The organism is Henriciella sp., from assembly GCF_029937755.1.
Taxonomy (GTDB): Bacteria; Pseudomonadota; Alphaproteobacteria; order Caulobacterales; family Hyphomonadaceae; genus Henriciella.
Genome location: NZ_JAPYPG010000004.1, coordinates 404298 through 419365, shown reverse-complemented (window position 1 = coordinate 419365; position 15068 = coordinate 404298). Strand labels below are relative to the sequence as shown.

The following is a 15068-nucleotide window of genomic DNA, read 5'->3' as shown; positions in this document are numbered from 1 at the left end:
AGCACTACGTTGACATCGTAGGGGTCACTGGTTCGATCCCAGTACCGCCCACCATTGAAACCATTCACATTTCTTCCGATCCGGGCCCGGCCCTTCTTCTCATCTGTTGAAAACCGGCCCGCATGAGCCGCGACATGTTCAGGCGTGCGGGCACGCTCATCGATGTCAGGCGAGGGTGCCCGCTGGCGGAAGTTGATCATCCAGCTGCGGGCGAATGCGCAAGCAAAGAGGCCTGTTTTCTGACGGTCTGTTGCGGGGGCCTGAATCAACAGTCGGGCAAGTGGTATTCGGCGTTGACGTCAGGCAGTTGCGGACGTATCAACCCGCCTTCCGATCCCTATGCCCAGGTGGCGGAACTGGTAGACGCGCACGGTTCAGGTCCGTGTGGAGCAATCCGTGGAGGTTCGAGTCCTCTCCTGGCACCATTTTCCTGTCGTTGTAATCGTATCGATGCGTCTCTGAGCGGGCTGCGTGAGGCCGAGGTTCGGGTGAGCGAGCCCGTTTCAAGCGGTCTGCGCTTGTCCAGCAGGCACCGGGGGCCTTATGGGTAGAGCGATCTTGGAATCAGTTGCTGGGGGACATTACAACGCTAGGTCTTGTTTTTAGACGAGGGAAAGTGGAGTAGCCATGCCGAGACCGCCCGGCACACGGAATCAGGATTTTGCAGAAAAACGGGATGCATTGATCGACAAGCTGACCGCCTTCGTCTTGCAGGAAGGGGTCGAGCTTCCTTCCTTCCGTCAGCTTGCCATGGCGGCCGAGACCTCGGAGCCCACTCTCAGGCATTATTTCAAGGACAGGAGCGGCGTGATCGTCGCGATCATGGCCCGCCTCAATGAGATGTCGGCGTTTATGCGGGAGGCCACACGGACCCCGTCCGGCAGTATCGAAGAGTCGGTTGAAGAGTATATCACGCTGATCAGTAATTTCCGGACCAACACCCGTTTCATCCAGGCGCATATGTTCGGGATGCGCGAGAGCATGTCGGATGCCGAAGCACGCAAGGCCTACCTTGATTACATCATCGAGCCGAGTGTCGATGCGCTGGCCGAGCGGCTCGTAAAGACAAAGGGAGGTCCGACGAACTACCAGAGCGCACGGGCGGCAGCGATGATGCTGATGTCATCGTCGCAATATATGCTCGTCCACCAGAATTTGCTCGAGGGCGCAGAGCACAATCCTATCGATGTGGACTGGTATTTCGGGCTGGTTCGCAACTGGATACTCGATGGCATGGAAAGAAACCCCGAAGGGCTAGACAGCGACGCCGGATAGCGTGTCGATCATTTCTTCCGGCGTGCACCAGCTGGTGACGAGCCGGTAGCTTCCGCCGGGCCAGGGGTAGAAGACGGCCCCCGCCGCGCGCATAGCCTGCACGATATCGTCATCGAGGCGCACGAAAATCTCATTGCCATGAACCGGCTGGACGAGCTCGGTCGAGGTGCGCCGGCAAAGGATATCGGCGACCTGCCGGGCGCGCTGGTTGGCGGTCTCTGCAAGGTTCAGCCACAGCCCGTCTTCGAACATGGCGAGTGCCTGGGCGGCCAGAAATCGCATCTTTGGCGGCATATGGCCCGAGCGCTTGGCGCGTGCCTTCAGTTCCGGGAACTTCGACCGCGACTCCCCGAACAGGATGATGACCTCGCAGCCGATCGCGCCGGTCTTTGTGAGGCCGAGGCAGAGCACGTCGACGCCGGCCTTCCAGCTCATCTCGGCTGGAGTCGCGCCTGTATGGACCAGTGCATTTGCGAGCCGGGCGCCATCCAGGTGAACGCTCAGCCCGGCCTCTTTTGCGAGCGCGGTATAGTGCTGGATCGTTGCGGCCGGATAAGCGGTTCCGCTTTCGGTCAGGTTGGTCAGGGAGAGGACATGCGCCGGGGTCTCATGAACGAAGCTGGGATTGATCCCCGCCAGCGCTTCGCGCAGGGCTGGCTCCTCGATCTGCGCGCCATTCCCGGGTAGTAGTTGCAGCTTGCCGCCACCGGAAAAGAATTCAGGCGCGCCCCGTTCATCGCGCGCGATGTGGGCTTCCTCGTGGCAGAGGATTGCGCCGGTGGGCGGGCAGAAGCAGGAGAGCGCCAGCGCATTCGATGCCGTGCCCGAGGCGCAGAGCCAGAAGTCGAAATCATCGGTTTCCAGAACCTCGGCCAGCACCGTACGCAGCCGGGCGGTGACGACGTCATTGCCATAGCTGGTCGCCGGGCCTTCATTCGCGCTTGCCATGGCGTCGAGAACCGACGGATGGGCCGGGGCGGCGGTATCGGAAGAGAAATCCATCAGACCTGTGTATCCGGTGTCTGCCACATGAGATGCTGGCCGCCGTCCGGCGCAAGCATCTGGCCGGTCACGCTGTCGGCGGCGATCAGGTAGCGCATGGCGCGGACAATCTCTTCAGGCCGGGAGCCTTCTTCGGTCAGCGTCGCGCGCCGCTCAGCCTCGAATTCTTCCTCGCTCTGGTGGACGCTCTTCAGCGTTGGGCCGGGGCCGATACCATTCACGCGAATATTCGGGGCCAGCGCCTGGGCCAGGGTTTGCGTCGCGGTGAGCAGGGCGGCCTTGGAGAGCGTATAAGTGAAGAATTGCGGATTGAGTTTCCAGACCCGCTGGTCGATCAGGTTGATGACGAGGCCCTTCTGGGCGCCGGGCAGGGCGTTGGCAAAGGCCTGGGAGAGGGCGATAGGCGCGCGCAAGTTTGCGTCGAAGTGCAGATCCCAGCTCTGACGGTCATGATCGCGGGCTGTGTCTTCCTCGAAGGTCGAGGCGGAATTGACGAGCAGGGTAAGTGGCCCGCCAAGCTTGCCTGCCGCCGCGGGGACGAGCGCCTTCAGGTCTTTCTCTTCGATGAGATCGCCCTGCACGATGACGGCCTGGCCACCGGCTGCCTCAATGGCGCTGGCGGCCTCTTCCGCACCTTTGGCCGAGGAGCGGTAATGCACGGCAACGCTCCACCCATCTTCGCCCAGCGCTTCTGCCAGCGCCCGGCCAATCCGTTTGCCGGCACCTGTGATCAGGGCGCGTTTTGCGTCACTTCCATCAGCCACGAATAAGCCGTTCCACTTCGCCGGTGATGTTCCAGCCGTTCACGAGTCCATAGATGTAGATGCAATAGACCAGCGCGATGGCAAGGGCGGCAAGCCGGGTGATCTTGCCGTGCGGGATCACGAACAGGCCGAGCGTGATCGCGGCTGCGCCCATCGCCCAGTGATCGAACCGCAGGAAGGTCGGCGCCAGATCTGTCGGTCCGAACATGGCGACCAGGGCGCCGGCGCCCAGCAGGTTGAAAATGTTCGACCCGATGACATTGCCGACGATGACTTCGCCATGTCGGCGGAAGGCAGCGGCCAGGCCTGCGCCAAGTTCCGGCAGGGAGGTGCCGAGCGCGAGGATGGTCAGGCCGATGACTTCTTCCGGAACGTCATATTGTCGGGCAATACCCACGCCGCCCTCGACGATGAGGTGCGCGCCCAGCGGCAGGCCGATGATGCCAACCAGCAGGCTGGCGGCCATGGCGAATGTGCCCTGTGGATTGTCATCGTCTTCAAGGCCGACATCGATGCCCTTCTTCACGGCGTCGGATGTCCACCATAGCATCAGCAGGCAGTAGATGATGAGCCCGATGAGGAGGCCGAGGCCAAAGAGCGGTGTGAGAGGGAAATAGGCCGTCCAGCCAATCCAGGCCGCGGTGGCCGCCAGCATGATCCAGTAGGAACGGCGAAGCCCGAACTGGCGCACCACGAGCGGCATGATCAGGGCCGGGGCGACCAGAACAAGCCAGACATTGGCAATGTTGGAGCCGACAATATTGCCCAGCGCCAGCCCCGGATCGCCTCGCAGGGAGGCGTTCAGCGAGACAACCATTTCCGGTGCAGACGTGCCGAAGCCGACAATAAGGATGCCCGCCACTAGCGGAGAAATCCCGATCCGGCGCGCAAGCGAAACGGCGCCGATGACGAGGAAGTCGCCCGCCAGGGCAAGAATGACGAGGCCGCCTATAAGCGCTGCAAGAAGTCCGGCTTCAGGCAAATATCACCCTGTCGATTTAGTCCAGGCGGCGATAGTCGATCAGGTTCAGCAGTCCGAAAATGGCGACTGTCACGCCAATTGCGATGATTGCGAACATTGGTAGCTCCCCTGAATTCAAAGCGTTGCGGCGCTTGATAGACTGTGTTTCAGCCTTTGGCGAGCCCTGATTTCACTGGAGTTGCTTCGCGTGTCCAGCTTTCGTACCCGTCTTTTCCAGACTTGGTTCCGCCTGTCGCGGCCAATGACGCTCGGCGCACGGGGCGTTGTCGAGAACCGGGAAGGTCAGGTTCTGCTCGTAAGACACACCTATACCCGTGGGCTCTATTTTCCCGGCGGCGGCGTCGAGCGCGGGGAAACCGTCATGCAGGCGCTATTGCGCGAACTGGCCGAAGAAGCTGGCGTAAAGCCGCTCACCGAACCTGAAATGGTCGGCATCTATTCCAACCACCGCGTCTTCCGGAACGATCACGTCATTCTCTATCGCGTCAGCGCCGAGGCCTGGACGGACTGCGCGACCGACAGTGCAGGCGAGATATCGGAGATTGTCTGGACAGACCCGCTTGCTCCGCCGGATGATGCGACGCCCGGGACCGCACGCCGCCTAGCCGAACTCTATGACGGCGGCCCGAATGACGGTCACTGGTAGGCCTATTCGTCAGACTGCTTCTTGTTATCGACCTTGCGGGCCTGCTCGACCGCCGTCTCCAGGTATTGCAGATCAAGCGCACCGCCGAAGCGGAGCGGGCCAACCATCAGGCCGGGCGTGCCTGAAAAGCCAAGCAGCGTGGCCTGTATGCGCGAGCGTTCCAGCAGTGCATCGATCTCATCCTTGTGGGTCACCATGTCGGATTTGAGCTGGTCCCAGTCGATACCCGCCTCGTCTGCGGTATCGCGGATCTTTCCGAAGCTCAGCTTGCCGTTCGAGCGCATGAGAGCGCCATGGAAGGCTTCGTGTTTGCCCTGGAATTGCGCGGCAATGGCGGCGCGGGCGGCGCGTTCCGACACTTCGCCGAAAATTGGCCAGTCGCGATAGACGAGCCGGACCTTCTCGTCCTTCTCCATCAGGGCTTCGAGGACAGGCTGCATCTTGCGGCAGTATGGGCACTGATAATCCGAATACATGACGATGGTGACGTCATGGTTTTCCGGCGCCACGGTCGGCGCCAGCGGATCGTTCTGGATGGCATCACGCACGCGTTCGGCATCGCTGCGGGTGTCCTGCTGATCAGTCGCGGCATCTGCACCGGCCGTCTGGGCCGCCGTCGGGGCCAGCCCGAAAGACATTGATATCAACAGGATGGCGAGGACGTGGATTGGCAGTTTCATTCAGGTTTCCTGGCGATTGGGATGCAAAACTCGCCGTTGCCTAGAATGGCCTCGGCCCGGCGGCAAGCACGGTAAAGTCTTCGTGACTGCTCTTTGCGCTGACCCTGGCGATAAGCCTTCAGCCGGCATCCTTCCCGGCAGCCGATACATAGTCGATGGCTGTGATGACGGACAACACGGCGGCCACCCAGATACCCAGCAAGCCAAGGATGAGCGGGCCACGTGACGCAATCCAGAGAAGTGACATTCTCTCGGCATCGTAGACGAACTGACTGAACGCCATGGCAAAGAGCGTCAGGCCGATTGCGGTCAGGACAATGGTCGTTTTCCATTTCGCCGCCATGGAGACTTTTAGTGTCGTTGGATTGCCCAGCGCTTCGCGCATGGCCGTGAGCAGGAAGTCCCGTCCGATAATGATGATTGCGGGCAACATCATGTACCAGGCCCAGCCCTCGATGTGAGCCAGCGCCAGCAGGGAGGAGGCTGTGAGCAGCTTGTCGGCGATCGGGTCGAGCCGTGCCCCAAACTGTGACTCGGCGTTCAGGCTCCGGGCCAGCATGCCATCGACCCAGTCTGTGAGGGCTGTCACCGCAAACAGGATAAACGGAACGAAGGCCCAGAAACCGGCTTCCCGGGCGGCGCGCATGTCCCCATCCATCCGCAGGATGGCGTAACCGACGATGATCGCGAAGACGCAGCGCAGCGCCGTGACGGTATTGGGAAGCCATTTCAATGACATGCCTGATCAACCCCCATTGAAATGACCATATATCCTTTCTGCCAGGGCGCGATTGATGCCCTCAACATCTTCGAGATCTGCGAGTTTCGCCCGGGAGACACCTTTCGCCGACCCAAAGCGGTGTAGAAGAGCTTTTTTGCGCGCCGGGCCGATCCCGTCAATCTCATCCAGGGGCGAAGCCTTGATTTCTGACGATCTTTTTGATCGATGGGCACCGATGGCCCAACGGTGAGCTTCATCACGCAGACGTTGCAGATAGTACAGCACAGGTGTATCGGGCGGCAAGGTGAATGGCGCGCGGTTCGGCCGGAAAAATTTTTCACGCCCGGCATTGCGGTCCGGACCCTTGGCGATTGAGACAAGCGTGATGTCCTCCGGGCCGAGACCGAGTTCGTCGAGCGTTTCCAGGGTCGCGCTGAGCTGGCCCATCCCACCATCGATCAGGACGAGATCGGGATAGGTCTCCAGCTCACGGATCGGTCTGCCGGCCTCGTCGGCTTCCTTCAGCAGGCGCTTGAAGCGACGGCGCATCACTTCCCGCATCATGCCGTAATCGTCTCCGGGCTCGAGCGCCTTGTCCTTGATGTTGAACTTCCGGTACTGGCCCTTGATGAAGCCTTCCTGCCCGGCGACCACCATGCCGCCAACGGCATTCGACCCCTGGATATGGCTGTTGTCGTAGACCTCGATCCGTGTGGGTGCCTCGGTCAGGTCGAAGGCCTTGGCGAGATCGTTGAGGAGCCGCTGCTGGCTTGCCGCCTCTGCCAGCTTTCGTGACAGGGCCTCGGCGGCATTGCGGCTTGCCTGGGCGACGAGTTCGCGCTTGTCGCCGCGTTGCGGGGCGCGGATCTCGACCTTGCGGCCTGCCTTCAGCTCCAGCGCATCGGCGATCAGGACATCCTGGTCCGGCGCCTCATTGGTCAGGATGAGTTTTGGTGGCGGGCGCTTGTCATAGAACTGCACCAGGAAGGCCGAGAGGATTTCGCTGGCGGTCTGCTCCTTTTCATGGCGCGGGAAGTGGATCGTGGCGCCCCAGTTCTGGCCGGCCCGGATGAAGAAGACCTGCACGGCTGACTGGCCGCCTTCCATGGCAATGGCAAAGATGTCGGCTTCTTCGATGCCGTCCGGATTGACGTCCTGCTGGGCGCGGACATGAGCGAGCGCGCGGATACGGTCGCGCAGGCTGGCAGCCCGTTCGAAATCCATCGCCTCGGCGGCGTCGTCCATCTCCCTGGCGAGTTCGGCTTGCAGGTCACCGCTTTTGCCTTTGAGGAAATTGGCCGCCTGATCGGAGAGATGTGTGTATTCCTCTTCGCTGACGAGACCGACACAAGGCGCCGAGCAGCGCTTGATCTGGTGCAGCATGCACGGCCTCGTGCGCCCGGAGAACACACTGTCCTCGCAGGTCCTCAGCAGGAACGCTTTCTGCAGCGTGTCGAGGGTGCGGGTCACGGCGCTCGCGCTGGCGAACGGGCCGAAATAGTCGCCCCGGTCCTTTTTGGAGCCGCGGTATTTCAGGATCTGCGGATAGTCATGATCACGCCGGATCAGGATGTAGGGAAACGACTTGTCGTCGCGCAGCAGGATGTTGAAGCGTGGCTTCAGTGACTTGATGAGGCTCGCCTCGAGCAGAAGGGCCTCGGTTTCCGTCTCGGTGACGACGAACTCCATCCGCGCCGTCAGGGCGATCATCGCCGCGATGCGCTGGGTATGGCCGCCGAGCCGGGCATAATTGGAGACACGCGCCTTCAGGTTGCGGGCCTTGCCCACATAAAGGACCTCGTCCTTCGCGCCGAACATGCGATAGACGCCCGGCTTTGCGGGCAGGCGTTTCAGATTGTCCTTGATGACATCGACGCCGCGCCTGACGGGCTTTGATGATGCGGTCTCCGGCATGGGGGCAATCTAGGTTGTGTCGGCGCCGACGCCTAGCCGCGGTGCTGCGGAAGGCCGGGTTTGCTACTGGAAGATGAAGCCGAGTGTGCCCGCGCCGCTGTCGAGCATCCAGCCAAGGCCGAAGGCAAACACCGTTACCATCAGGATGGAGCTGCCGAACTGCCGGCTGGTGCCCCCCGGATCCTTGCCACGCATGGACATGCGGATGATCAGCATCAGGAGCAGGAGGATAAAGACGCAAGCGATGACCACCTGTTCGCCATCACTCCGGCTCGCAAACCAGAGCTCGCCCTCGCGCCACCAGTAATGCGCCTCCTGCCGGAGACGGCGCAGTAGCATGTCGACGCTCGACACGTTCAGGAGTGCAGCAATGCCAGACATTGTCGTAACCGGTTAATAATCAGGTGCATATCTTAACCACTCACAGAAAAGAAACCGTAAAAACCGGGACAGAAATTCCATCGAAATTTGCCGCCATTGCGGACAACTTGTCGGCTTGCGCCCCGGGCGCGCCAGACCTATGCATGGCGCCAGACAAGAAGGAGTTTCCCTAATGGCATCCGACATCGAACTGAGCCAAGCCGTTCAACGCGTCCAGCCTTCCGCCACGCTTGCCGTGACGGCCAAGGCCGGCGAGATGAAGCGGGCCGGGATAGATGTCATTGGCCTCGGCGCGGGTGAGCCGGATTTCGATACGCCTGATCACGTCAAGGACGCCGCGATTCAGGCCATCAAGGACGGCAAGACGAAGTACACGCCGGCCGATGGCATTCCCGAACTGAAGGAAGCGATCTGCGCCAAGTTCAAGCGCGATAATGATCTCGACTACACGCCCGCCCAGGTCAATGTTTCGCCGGGCGGCAAGGCGGTCATCTTCAACGCCTTCATGGCCACCCTCAATCCGGGCGACGAAGTCATCGTGCCGGCCCCTTACTGGGTGAGCTATCCGGATATGGCGCGGCTGGCCGGTGGGGATCCGGTTTTCGTAAAGTGCGGCCCGGATTCCGGCTTCAAACTGTCACCGCAAGCGCTGGAGCAGGCGATCACGCCGAAGACGAAGTGGCTGGTCCTGAACTCCCCATCAAACCCGACGGGCTCGGCCTATACGAAGGCCGAGCTCAAGGCGCTGGCGGACGTTCTGATGAAACATCCGCAGGTCTGGATCCTGACCGACGACATGTATGAGCACCTCGTCTATGACGGCTTCGACTACTGGACGATCGCCCAGGTGGAGCCGGGGCTTTACGACCGCACGCTCACCATGAACGGTGTCTCCAAGGCCTATGCGATGACGGGCTGGCGGATTGGTTTTGCAGCCGGGCCGGAAAAGCTCATCGCCACCATGCGCAAGATCATGACGCAGTCGACGTCGAACCCCTGCTCGATCAGCCAGTGGGCCAGCGTAGCCGCGCTCAATGGCGACCATGGCTTCCTTGCCGAGCGCAATGAGGTGTTCAAGTCCCGCCGGGACCTGGTCGTGAAGGCGCTGAACGACTGCGAGGGCCTGTCCTGTGCGACACCGGAAGGGGCCTTTTATGTCTATCCGAGTTGCGCAGGTGTCATCGGCAAGACGTCGCCGGGCGGCGTGACGATAAACTCCGACAAGGACTTTGCCTCCGCGCTTCTCGAAGAGGAGAAGGTTGCGGTTGTCTTCGGCGAGGCGTTCGGCCTGTCACCGGCATTCCGCATTTCCTATGCGACCTCGACCGAGGCGCTTGAAGATGCCATGGCCCGGATCAAGCGGTTCTGCGCAAGCCTCAAATAGGCGCTGCGAATGAAAAGCAATTTTCATATAGATTGCTTTTATATATAGTTGGCTCAATATCGATTGGGAGCCCCGATAGGAGCTCCCCATATCTCCATTAGTAAATCACCTGAATTCAAAGGAGACTACCTGATGGCTATTGATGTTGGATTGGACAAGAAAGACCGCTCCGCGTCCATCGAAGCGCTTCGCAAGGTGCTGGGCGAGACCTATGCGCTCTACTTCAAGACGCACGGATATCACTGGAACGTCACTGGCCCGCGCTTCAAGGCGCTGCACGAGCTGTTCATGGAGCAATACACCGAGCTCTGGCAGGCGCTTGATGAGCTTGCCGAACGCATCCGCGCCCTGGGCGAATATGCTCCCGCCTCAAGCGATGAGATCGCGTCCTATGCGACCATCAAGCCGGACAATGGCGTCCCGGATGCCGAGGACATGATCAACAACCTTGTCCGCGGGCATGAGACGATTGCCCAGGTTGCCCGCGATGGCGTGAATACTGCCGAGGATGGCGATGATGCGGTGACGGCCGATCTTCTGACGCAGCGGGCCGCCGCAGCCGAAAAAGCCGCCTGGATGCTGCGCGCCAGCCTTTAGCGGCCAGCAGCGACAATCAGACCGAAAAAAAGGCCCGGCAGCGAAATCTCGCGCCGGGCCTATCCAGTTCGGTTCCTATTTGGAGGGAGGAAACGCACAATCGGAGGATGATGTGCTGTCGCCGGAACCAAGGCTGAACCGTCATCTAGGGCCTTCATGTGCGAATGCAAAGTTGCGATTCAGTAAGCAAGGCATGCGCAAATGCATGCCGCAAAAGCTTAGCTCGCACGAAGTTGCAGATTTTCCCGCCGGATCGCATCCACTTCCGCTGTCAGGAAGTCCCTGAAAGCGGAAATCCGCTTCGAGCGCTTGAGGTCACTCGGATAGATGAAGAAGAGGTCGAAGGTCGGACCCGTATGCTCGGGAAGCACCCGGACAAGGCGCGGCACGGCGCTCGCCATATAGTCGGGCAGGTCCGCGATCCCGACGCCGGATTCCACTGCCCGCAGCATTGCCGGGACATTGCGCACCATCAGCGTCGCCTTGCGCGGCAGCGTATCGTCGCGGCCCACCCGCTGCGCCCAGCTCATCGCGTCGAGCGGCGTGTTCTCGGTGCCGTAGCCGATAATACGGTGATTATCGAGATCCTGCGGCGTGCGCGGGGTGCCGTGTTCCTTGAGGTATTCCGGCGAGGCGTAGAGGTTTGTCGCGACGGTGCCGAGCTTGCGCTGGATGAGGTCCGACTTGTCGGCAGCCCAGAGCCGGATCGCACATTCGGCTTCGAGCTTCAGCAGGTCATAGGTCTCGCCATCATCAAGGCGCAGATCGATCCGCATCCCCGGATTGGCGTTGATGAAATTGCCGAGCCGGGGCACCAGCCAGGTCGATCCAAAGGCAACCGGGGCTGTCACGACCAGGTCGCCCTGGGCGATATCCTGCTGGTCGCGCAGGGACGCCGTGGCCGACTGCGCGGCGGCAGCCATGTCCATGGTCGAGCGATGCAGGGTGTGACCGGCATCGGTTAGCACAAGGCCGCGGGCATGGCGCTGGAAGAGCGACACGCCGAGCTGTTCCTCCAGTGCGGAGATCTGACGCGAGACCGCAGATTGCGAGATTCCGAGCCGCTCTCCAGCGGCTGTCAGGCTGCCTGCCTCGGCGGCGGCGTGAAAGGATTTCAACTTGTCCCAGTCCATCTGACCACTGGCTTTGCACAGTGATTACCGTGAGGGCAAGCGGATAATGTGCTGCGCTTGCGAACGGATCGGGCCTACTGGCTGACCCAGAGAATGCGGGCCAGCCAAAGGATTTCAGCGGGTTTCAAGCTGCGCACCGGATGCTCCGGATTGAGCGAGATCAACTCCACCTGCCGCTCGCTCTGGCGCCCCAGAACCTTGGCCATCACCTCGCCATCGGCAGTCTTCGCAACGACCCGGTCGCCGCGCCGAAGCTGGGCGCCGGGCGCGACGATGATCCGGTCGCCCTCGCGATAGGCGGGCTCCATGCTGTCGCCGGAAATTTCCAGCGCATAGACTGGCTCGTCGCCCAGACCGGGAAAGCGCACCTCGTCCCAGCCGCCCCCCACAGGAAAGCCGGCATCGTCGAAGAATCCATCCGCCCCGGCTTGCGCAAACCCGATGAGCGGAGCGGTCGGGCCACGCCGGCCTTCGATCAGCGCGGCGAAATCATCCATGCCGGCCCCGACAGCCTCCAGTGCGCGGGCAATGCTCTCGGTCGAAGGCCAGCGCGGGCGGCCATCCTTGGACTGGCGTTTGGAGGGATTGAAACTTGTCGGATCGAGACCGGCCTGCCGGGCAAGGCCGGACGCGCTGAGCCCGTTGCGCTCAGCGAGCAGATCTATGCCGCGCCAGACTTCATTGTGCCGCATGCTGGGTGCTCCAGTGGGTTAATCGTTCCTATCATGGGAATATAAACCTAGCAAGCCGCCATCTTGCCGGATGACGAAAAGCCTGTTTCAAGCAGGCCATGATGCTCGATACCCCCCTCTACAAGATACTGAGCGCGCAGGATGACGAGCGCGCCCGTGAGCTTGGCCATACCGACACCGATCTCGATGCGCGCGATGGCTATGTCCATCTGTCCTCGAAGGCGCAGGTCGCTGAGACACTGCAGCTTCACTATGCCGGCCAGCATGGCGTGCAGCTCTATGAATTCGCGGCTGAACGCCTGGGCGGCGACGTGACGTGGGAAGAGTCGCGCGGCGGTCAGCTCTTCCCCCATCTTTACGGCACGCTTCGTCTCTCCGACGCGCAGCGCCACTGGACGCTCGAAACCGATGATGAGGGCAATCCGCGTCTGCCGGAGGATCTCGCCTGATGTCGCTGGCGGGGCTGGGCACGAAACTCTTCCGGACGCTGCCGCCTGAGGCGGCCCACACCGCGACCATCCGCGCGCTGAAGACCGGTATCGGCCTGCCCAAAGTCAGTCCGCTCCAGTGGAACACATCCGTGAAGCTGCCGAATGCGGGGCTGCAGCTGTTCAATCCGGTCGGCCTGGCCGCTGGCTTCGACAAGAATGCCGAGGTCTTCGAGGAGATGCTGCGCTTCGGCTTTGGATTTGTCGAATGCGGCACGGTTACCCCGCGCGCCCAGCCGGGCAATCCGAAACCGCGCCTCTTTCGTCTGACCGAGGACGATGCGGTCATCAACCGGATGGGTTTCAATAATGAGGGCCTTCGCGCCTTCACTGCGCGTATTCGCAAGGCCGGCAAGCGCCTCTCCCCGGTCGGGGCGAATGTCGGCGCCAACAAGGACAGCGAAGACCGGGTCGCCGATTACGAAGCCGGCATCGAAGCGGTCTACCCATACGCCCATTACATCACGATCAACATCTCCTCGCCCAACACGCCGGGCCTGCGCGGCCTGCAGGACAAGGGCGCTTTGGCGGAGCTGCTTGAGCGCTGCGGCACCGCGCGCGACAAGGCGCAGGCCGACTATGCGCAAGAGCTCAAGGATGAGGGCCGTTTCGAGGAAGAGGAGGACTGGAAGCCGGTCTTCCTCAAGGTCGCCCCCGATCTCGACGAGACCGCTATTCGCGATATCATCGAGGTCGTGCGTGGCCCGGGGCACTGGCTGTCGGGGCTCATCATCTCCAACACGACGCTGGCGCGTCCCGAAACCTTGAAGAGCCCGCACAAGGGCGAGACGGGCGGGCTCTCCGGCACACCGCTGTTCGAGAAATCCACGCAAGTGCTCAAGGAATTCGCGTCCGAGATCATCGGTGAGTTCGATCTGATCGGCGCTGGTGGCATTTCCAGCGGGGCGGAAGCCTATGCCAAGATCCGCGCCGGTGCGCATGCCGTGCAGTTCTACTCAGCCCTCGTTTATCATGGACCGGGCCTGGTGGCAGACATCAACGCCGATCTTGCCGCCCGCCTGAAAGCGGACGGGTTCAGCTCTGTGGCTGAGGCTGTGGGCGCTGATCTGGCTGTGTCTGCCGGATAAGCGACGGAAGATAGAGGCCGAGCGCGCCAGCCCGCCAGACATACATGGTCAGGAAAGCCAACCACACGCCCGTATTCCCGAAGTTTGGCCTCAGGACCAGGTCTGTGGCGATATAGAGAAGGCAGGATGCAAGCCCGGCATTCCTCAGCGCCCGGCCTTGCGTCGCGCCAAGGAAAAAGCCGTCCAGCTGCCAGCAGGCGAGGCCGACCAGCGGCACGGATGCGCACCAGGGCAGGTAGGCCAGCGCCACGCTTCGGGCTTCCGCGTCAGCCACGAAATTCTGGATGATCCATCCGCCCGCAAGGTAATAGGCGAGCGAAATGACAACGCCGAAGACAAGCGCCAGCTCTGTCGTCAGACGCATCGCTCTCAGCAGGCGTGACCGGTTGCGGCTGCCATAGGCCTCGCCGATTTCCTTCTCGGCGACGAAGGCGAAGCCATCGAGGATGAAGGCCGAGACGCTGATGAACTGCAGCAGCACCTGGTTGCCCGCCAGCGTCGCGGCCCCGAGGCTCGCCCCGGCATTCACGAACCAGGCGAAGGAAAAGAGCAGGGCGAGCGTGCGGATCAGGATGTCGCGATTGGCGCTCACCATCGCCATCAGGCGGTCGCGGTCGAACAGGTCGCGTGAGCGCGACAGGCCGCCGCGTACGAGAAAAAGACCGAAACCGAGCGCGACCCATTCCGCGATCGCCGTGCCCGCCCCGATCCCGGCAGGGCCCCATCCGAGGCCAGCCACGAACCAGATGTCGAGGACTGCATTCGTGCCGTTCATGACGATCTGGAAGGCGAGCAGCTGGCCGGTGCGGCCTGTGCCCAGCAGCCAGCCATTGATGCCATAGCCCATCAGGATGGCCGGCGCCCCCCAGATACGCGCATCGAAATAATCCTTCGCCAGCGTCTTCACCTCGTCGCCTGCGGCGAAAGGCTGGAAGACGACCAGCTTCAGGAGCGGCGACAGGATCAGGATGGTGAGGCCGAGGCCGGCACCGAGCAGCATGGCGCGCTGCAGGACCGAGTTTGCCTCGACCCGGTCTCCGGCCCCAGTCGCCTGTGCCGTCAGTCCGGTGGTCGACATGCGCAGGAAGCCAAACGCCCAGTAGAGGAAATTCATCACCACCGCACCGACGCCGACGGCGCCAAGGTCGAACTTGTCGCCATTGAGCCCCATGACGGCGGTGTCCACCACGCCGGTCGAAGCGATGGCGGCCTGTGACAGCATCACCGGGATGGCGAGGGCCATGACCCTGCTTCGGGAGATCGGCTCAGTGCTCATGAGGCGCTGGCCTAAGGCTCGCCGCTGCGCTTGACAATCGCCCTC

General features: G+C 61.9%; 17 protein-coding genes and 1 tRNA gene. 7 read left to right on the top strand and 11 right to left on the bottom strand.

Going from position 1 to position 15068, the window contains the following annotated elements; genetic code table 11:
• Positions 1 to 200: hypothetical protein (locus tag Q1K29_RS11845; RefSeq protein ID WP_300395022.1), on the bottom strand; the 200-nt coding region annotated here is incomplete at its 3' end.
• 141 nt (positions 201 to 341) lie between these two features.
• On the opposite strand from Q1K29_RS11845, the gene Q1K29_RS11840 reads away from it, so the two are divergent.
• Positions 342 to 425, top strand: a tRNA-Leu gene (locus Q1K29_RS11840).
• Positions 426 to 627: 202 nt separating this feature from the next.
• Positions 628 to 1275, top strand: coding sequence for a hypothetical protein (locus tag Q1K29_RS11835; protein WP_300395019.1), 648 nt, complete (start codon positions 628 to 630; stop codon positions 1273 to 1275).
• Here Q1K29_RS11835 and Q1K29_RS11830 read toward each other — a convergent pair.
• Genes Q1K29_RS11830 through Q1K29_RS11820 form a run of 3 tightly spaced genes read right to left on the bottom strand, consistent with a single transcriptional unit; the run spans position 1255 to position 4023 of the window.
• Positions 1255 to 2277, bottom strand: coding sequence for a beta-eliminating lyase-related protein (locus Q1K29_RS11830; protein WP_300395016.1), 1023 nt, complete (start codon positions 2275 to 2277; stop codon positions 1255 to 1257). The genes Q1K29_RS11835 and Q1K29_RS11830 overlap by 21 nt on opposite strands.
• Positions 2277 to 3041: an SDR family oxidoreductase gene (locus tag Q1K29_RS11825; protein WP_300395013.1), complete on the bottom strand. Its 765-nt coding sequence runs from the start codon at positions 3039 to 3041 to the stop codon at positions 2277 to 2279. The genes Q1K29_RS11830 and Q1K29_RS11825 overlap by 1 nt, the downstream gene beginning before the upstream one ends.
• On the bottom strand, positions 3034 to 4023 hold the full coding sequence (locus tag Q1K29_RS11820) for a calcium/sodium antiporter (protein ID WP_300395010.1): 990 nt from the start codon (positions 4021 to 4023) through the stop codon (positions 3034 to 3036). Before Q1K29_RS11820 ends, Q1K29_RS11825 begins: the two co-directional genes overlap by 8 nt.
• A gap of 187 nt (positions 4024 to 4210) precedes the next feature.
• On the opposite strand from Q1K29_RS11820, the gene Q1K29_RS11815 reads away from it, so the two are divergent.
• Positions 4211 to 4669: an NUDIX domain-containing protein gene (locus Q1K29_RS11815; RefSeq protein ID WP_300395008.1), complete on the top strand. Its 459-nt coding sequence runs from the start codon at positions 4211 to 4213 to the stop codon at positions 4667 to 4669.
• A 2-nt stretch (positions 4670 to 4671) separates the two neighbouring features.
• Here the strand turns inward: Q1K29_RS11815 and Q1K29_RS11810 are convergent, their stop codons facing one another.
• The 4 genes from Q1K29_RS11810 to Q1K29_RS11795 all read right to left on the bottom strand — a co-directional run bounded on the left by Q1K29_RS11810 (position 4672) and on the right by Q1K29_RS11795 (position 8365).
• Positions 4672 to 5349: a DsbA family protein gene (locus Q1K29_RS11810; protein ID WP_300395006.1), complete on the bottom strand. Its 678-nt coding sequence runs from the start codon at positions 5347 to 5349 to the stop codon at positions 4672 to 4674.
• Between the two features lie 118 nt (positions 5350 to 5467).
• On the bottom strand, positions 5468 to 6088 hold the full coding sequence (locus tag Q1K29_RS11805) for a CDP-alcohol phosphatidyltransferase family protein (protein WP_300395004.1): 621 nt from the start codon (positions 6086 to 6088) through the stop codon (positions 5468 to 5470).
• A gap of 6 nt (positions 6089 to 6094) precedes the next feature.
• Complete coding sequence (gene uvrC / locus Q1K29_RS11800; protein ID WP_300395002.1) at positions 6095 to 7984, bottom strand: excinuclease ABC subunit UvrC; 1890 nt, start codon at positions 7982 to 7984, stop codon at positions 6095 to 6097.
• A gap of 63 nt (positions 7985 to 8047) precedes the next feature.
• Entirely contained in the window at positions 8048 to 8365 is a 318-nt protein-coding gene (locus Q1K29_RS11795; protein ID WP_300395000.1) for a hypothetical protein, read from the bottom strand.
• Positions 8366 to 8537: 172 nt separating this feature from the next.
• Here Q1K29_RS11795 and Q1K29_RS11790 point away from each other — a divergent pair, with 172 nt between their 5' ends.
• Both Q1K29_RS11790 and Q1K29_RS11785 read left to right on the top strand, forming a co-directional pair.
• On the top strand, positions 8538 to 9749 hold the full coding sequence (locus tag Q1K29_RS11790; RefSeq protein WP_300394998.1) for a pyridoxal phosphate-dependent aminotransferase: 1212 nt from the start codon (positions 8538 to 8540) through the stop codon (positions 9747 to 9749).
• A 129-nt stretch (positions 9750 to 9878) separates the two neighbouring features.
• Entirely contained in the window at positions 9879 to 10346 is a 468-nt protein-coding gene (locus tag Q1K29_RS11785) for a Dps family protein (RefSeq protein ID WP_366524204.1), read from the top strand.
• Positions 10347 to 10564: 218 nt separating this feature from the next.
• Here Q1K29_RS11785 and Q1K29_RS11780 read toward each other — a convergent pair whose 3' ends face one another.
• Together Q1K29_RS11780 and Q1K29_RS11775 are read right to left on the bottom strand one after the other, a co-directional pair.
• Positions 10565 to 11464, bottom strand: coding sequence for a LysR family transcriptional regulator (locus tag Q1K29_RS11780; RefSeq protein WP_300394995.1), 900 nt, complete (start codon positions 11462 to 11464; stop codon positions 10565 to 10567).
• 89 nt (positions 11465 to 11553) lie between these two features.
• Complete coding sequence (locus Q1K29_RS11775; protein ID WP_300394993.1) at positions 11554 to 12171, bottom strand: helix-turn-helix transcriptional regulator; 618 nt, start codon at positions 12169 to 12171, stop codon at positions 11554 to 11556.
• A gap of 101 nt (positions 12172 to 12272) precedes the next feature.
• On the opposite strand from Q1K29_RS11775, the gene Q1K29_RS11770 reads away from it, so the two are divergent.
• Both Q1K29_RS11770 and Q1K29_RS11765 read left to right on the top strand, forming a co-directional pair.
• Entirely contained in the window at positions 12273 to 12620 is a 348-nt protein-coding gene (locus Q1K29_RS11770; protein ID WP_300394991.1) for a DUF952 domain-containing protein, read from the top strand.
• A complete protein-coding gene (locus tag Q1K29_RS11765; protein WP_300394989.1) occupies positions 12620 to 13747 on the top strand; it encodes a quinone-dependent dihydroorotate dehydrogenase in 1128 nt (375 codons plus the stop codon). The genes Q1K29_RS11770 and Q1K29_RS11765 overlap by 1 nt, the downstream gene beginning before the upstream one ends.
• Here the strand turns inward: Q1K29_RS11765 and Q1K29_RS11760 are convergent.
• A complete protein-coding gene (locus tag Q1K29_RS11760; RefSeq protein WP_300394987.1) occupies positions 13695 to 15023 on the bottom strand; it encodes an MATE family efflux transporter in 1329 nt (442 codons plus the stop codon). The two genes, Q1K29_RS11765 and Q1K29_RS11760, sit on opposite strands and share 53 nt — an antisense overlap.
• Positions 15024 to 15068 lie beyond the last annotated feature (45 nt).

What these genes read in the sequence shown, in the direction of transcription:
- Q1K29_RS11775 (WP_300394993.1), bottom strand. Translation starts at nt 12,171, where the DNA reads ATGCGGCACAATGAAGTCTGGCGCGGCATAGATCTGCTCGCTGAGCGC.
- Q1K29_RS11805 (WP_300395004.1), bottom strand. Translation starts at nt 6,088, where the DNA reads ATGTCATTGAAATGGCTTCCCAATACCGTCACGGCGCTGCGCTGCGTC.
- Q1K29_RS11770 (WP_300394991.1), top strand. Translation starts at nt 12,273, where the DNA reads ATGCTCGATACCCCCCTCTACAAGATACTGAGCGCGCAGGATGACGAG.
- Q1K29_RS11835 (WP_300395019.1), top strand. Translation starts at nt 628, where the DNA reads ATGCCGAGACCGCCCGGCACACGGAATCAGGATTTTGCAGAAAAACGG.
- Q1K29_RS11765 (WP_300394989.1), top strand. Translation starts at nt 12,620, where the DNA reads ATGTCGCTGGCGGGGCTGGGCACGAAACTCTTCCGGACGCTGCCGCCT.
- Q1K29_RS11790 (WP_300394998.1), top strand. Translation starts at nt 8,538, where the DNA reads ATGGCATCCGACATCGAACTGAGCCAAGCCGTTCAACGCGTCCAGCCT.
- Q1K29_RS11760 (WP_300394987.1), bottom strand. Translation starts at nt 15,023, where the DNA reads ATGAGCACTGAGCCGATCTCCCGAAGCAGGGTCATGGCCCTCGCCATC.
- Q1K29_RS11795 (WP_300395000.1), bottom strand. Translation starts at nt 8,365, where the DNA reads ATGTCTGGCATTGCTGCACTCCTGAACGTGTCGAGCGTCGACATGCTA.
- Q1K29_RS11830 (WP_300395016.1), bottom strand. Translation starts at nt 2,277, where the DNA reads ATGGATTTCTCTTCCGATACCGCCGCCCCGGCCCATCCGTCGGTTCTC.
- Q1K29_RS11810 (WP_300395006.1), bottom strand. Translation starts at nt 5,349, where the DNA reads ATGAAACTGCCAATCCACGTCCTCGCCATCCTGTTGATATCAATGTCT.
- uvrC (WP_300395002.1), bottom strand. Translation starts at nt 7,984, where the DNA reads ATGCCGGAGACCGCATCATCAAAGCCCGTCAGGCGCGGCGTCGATGTC.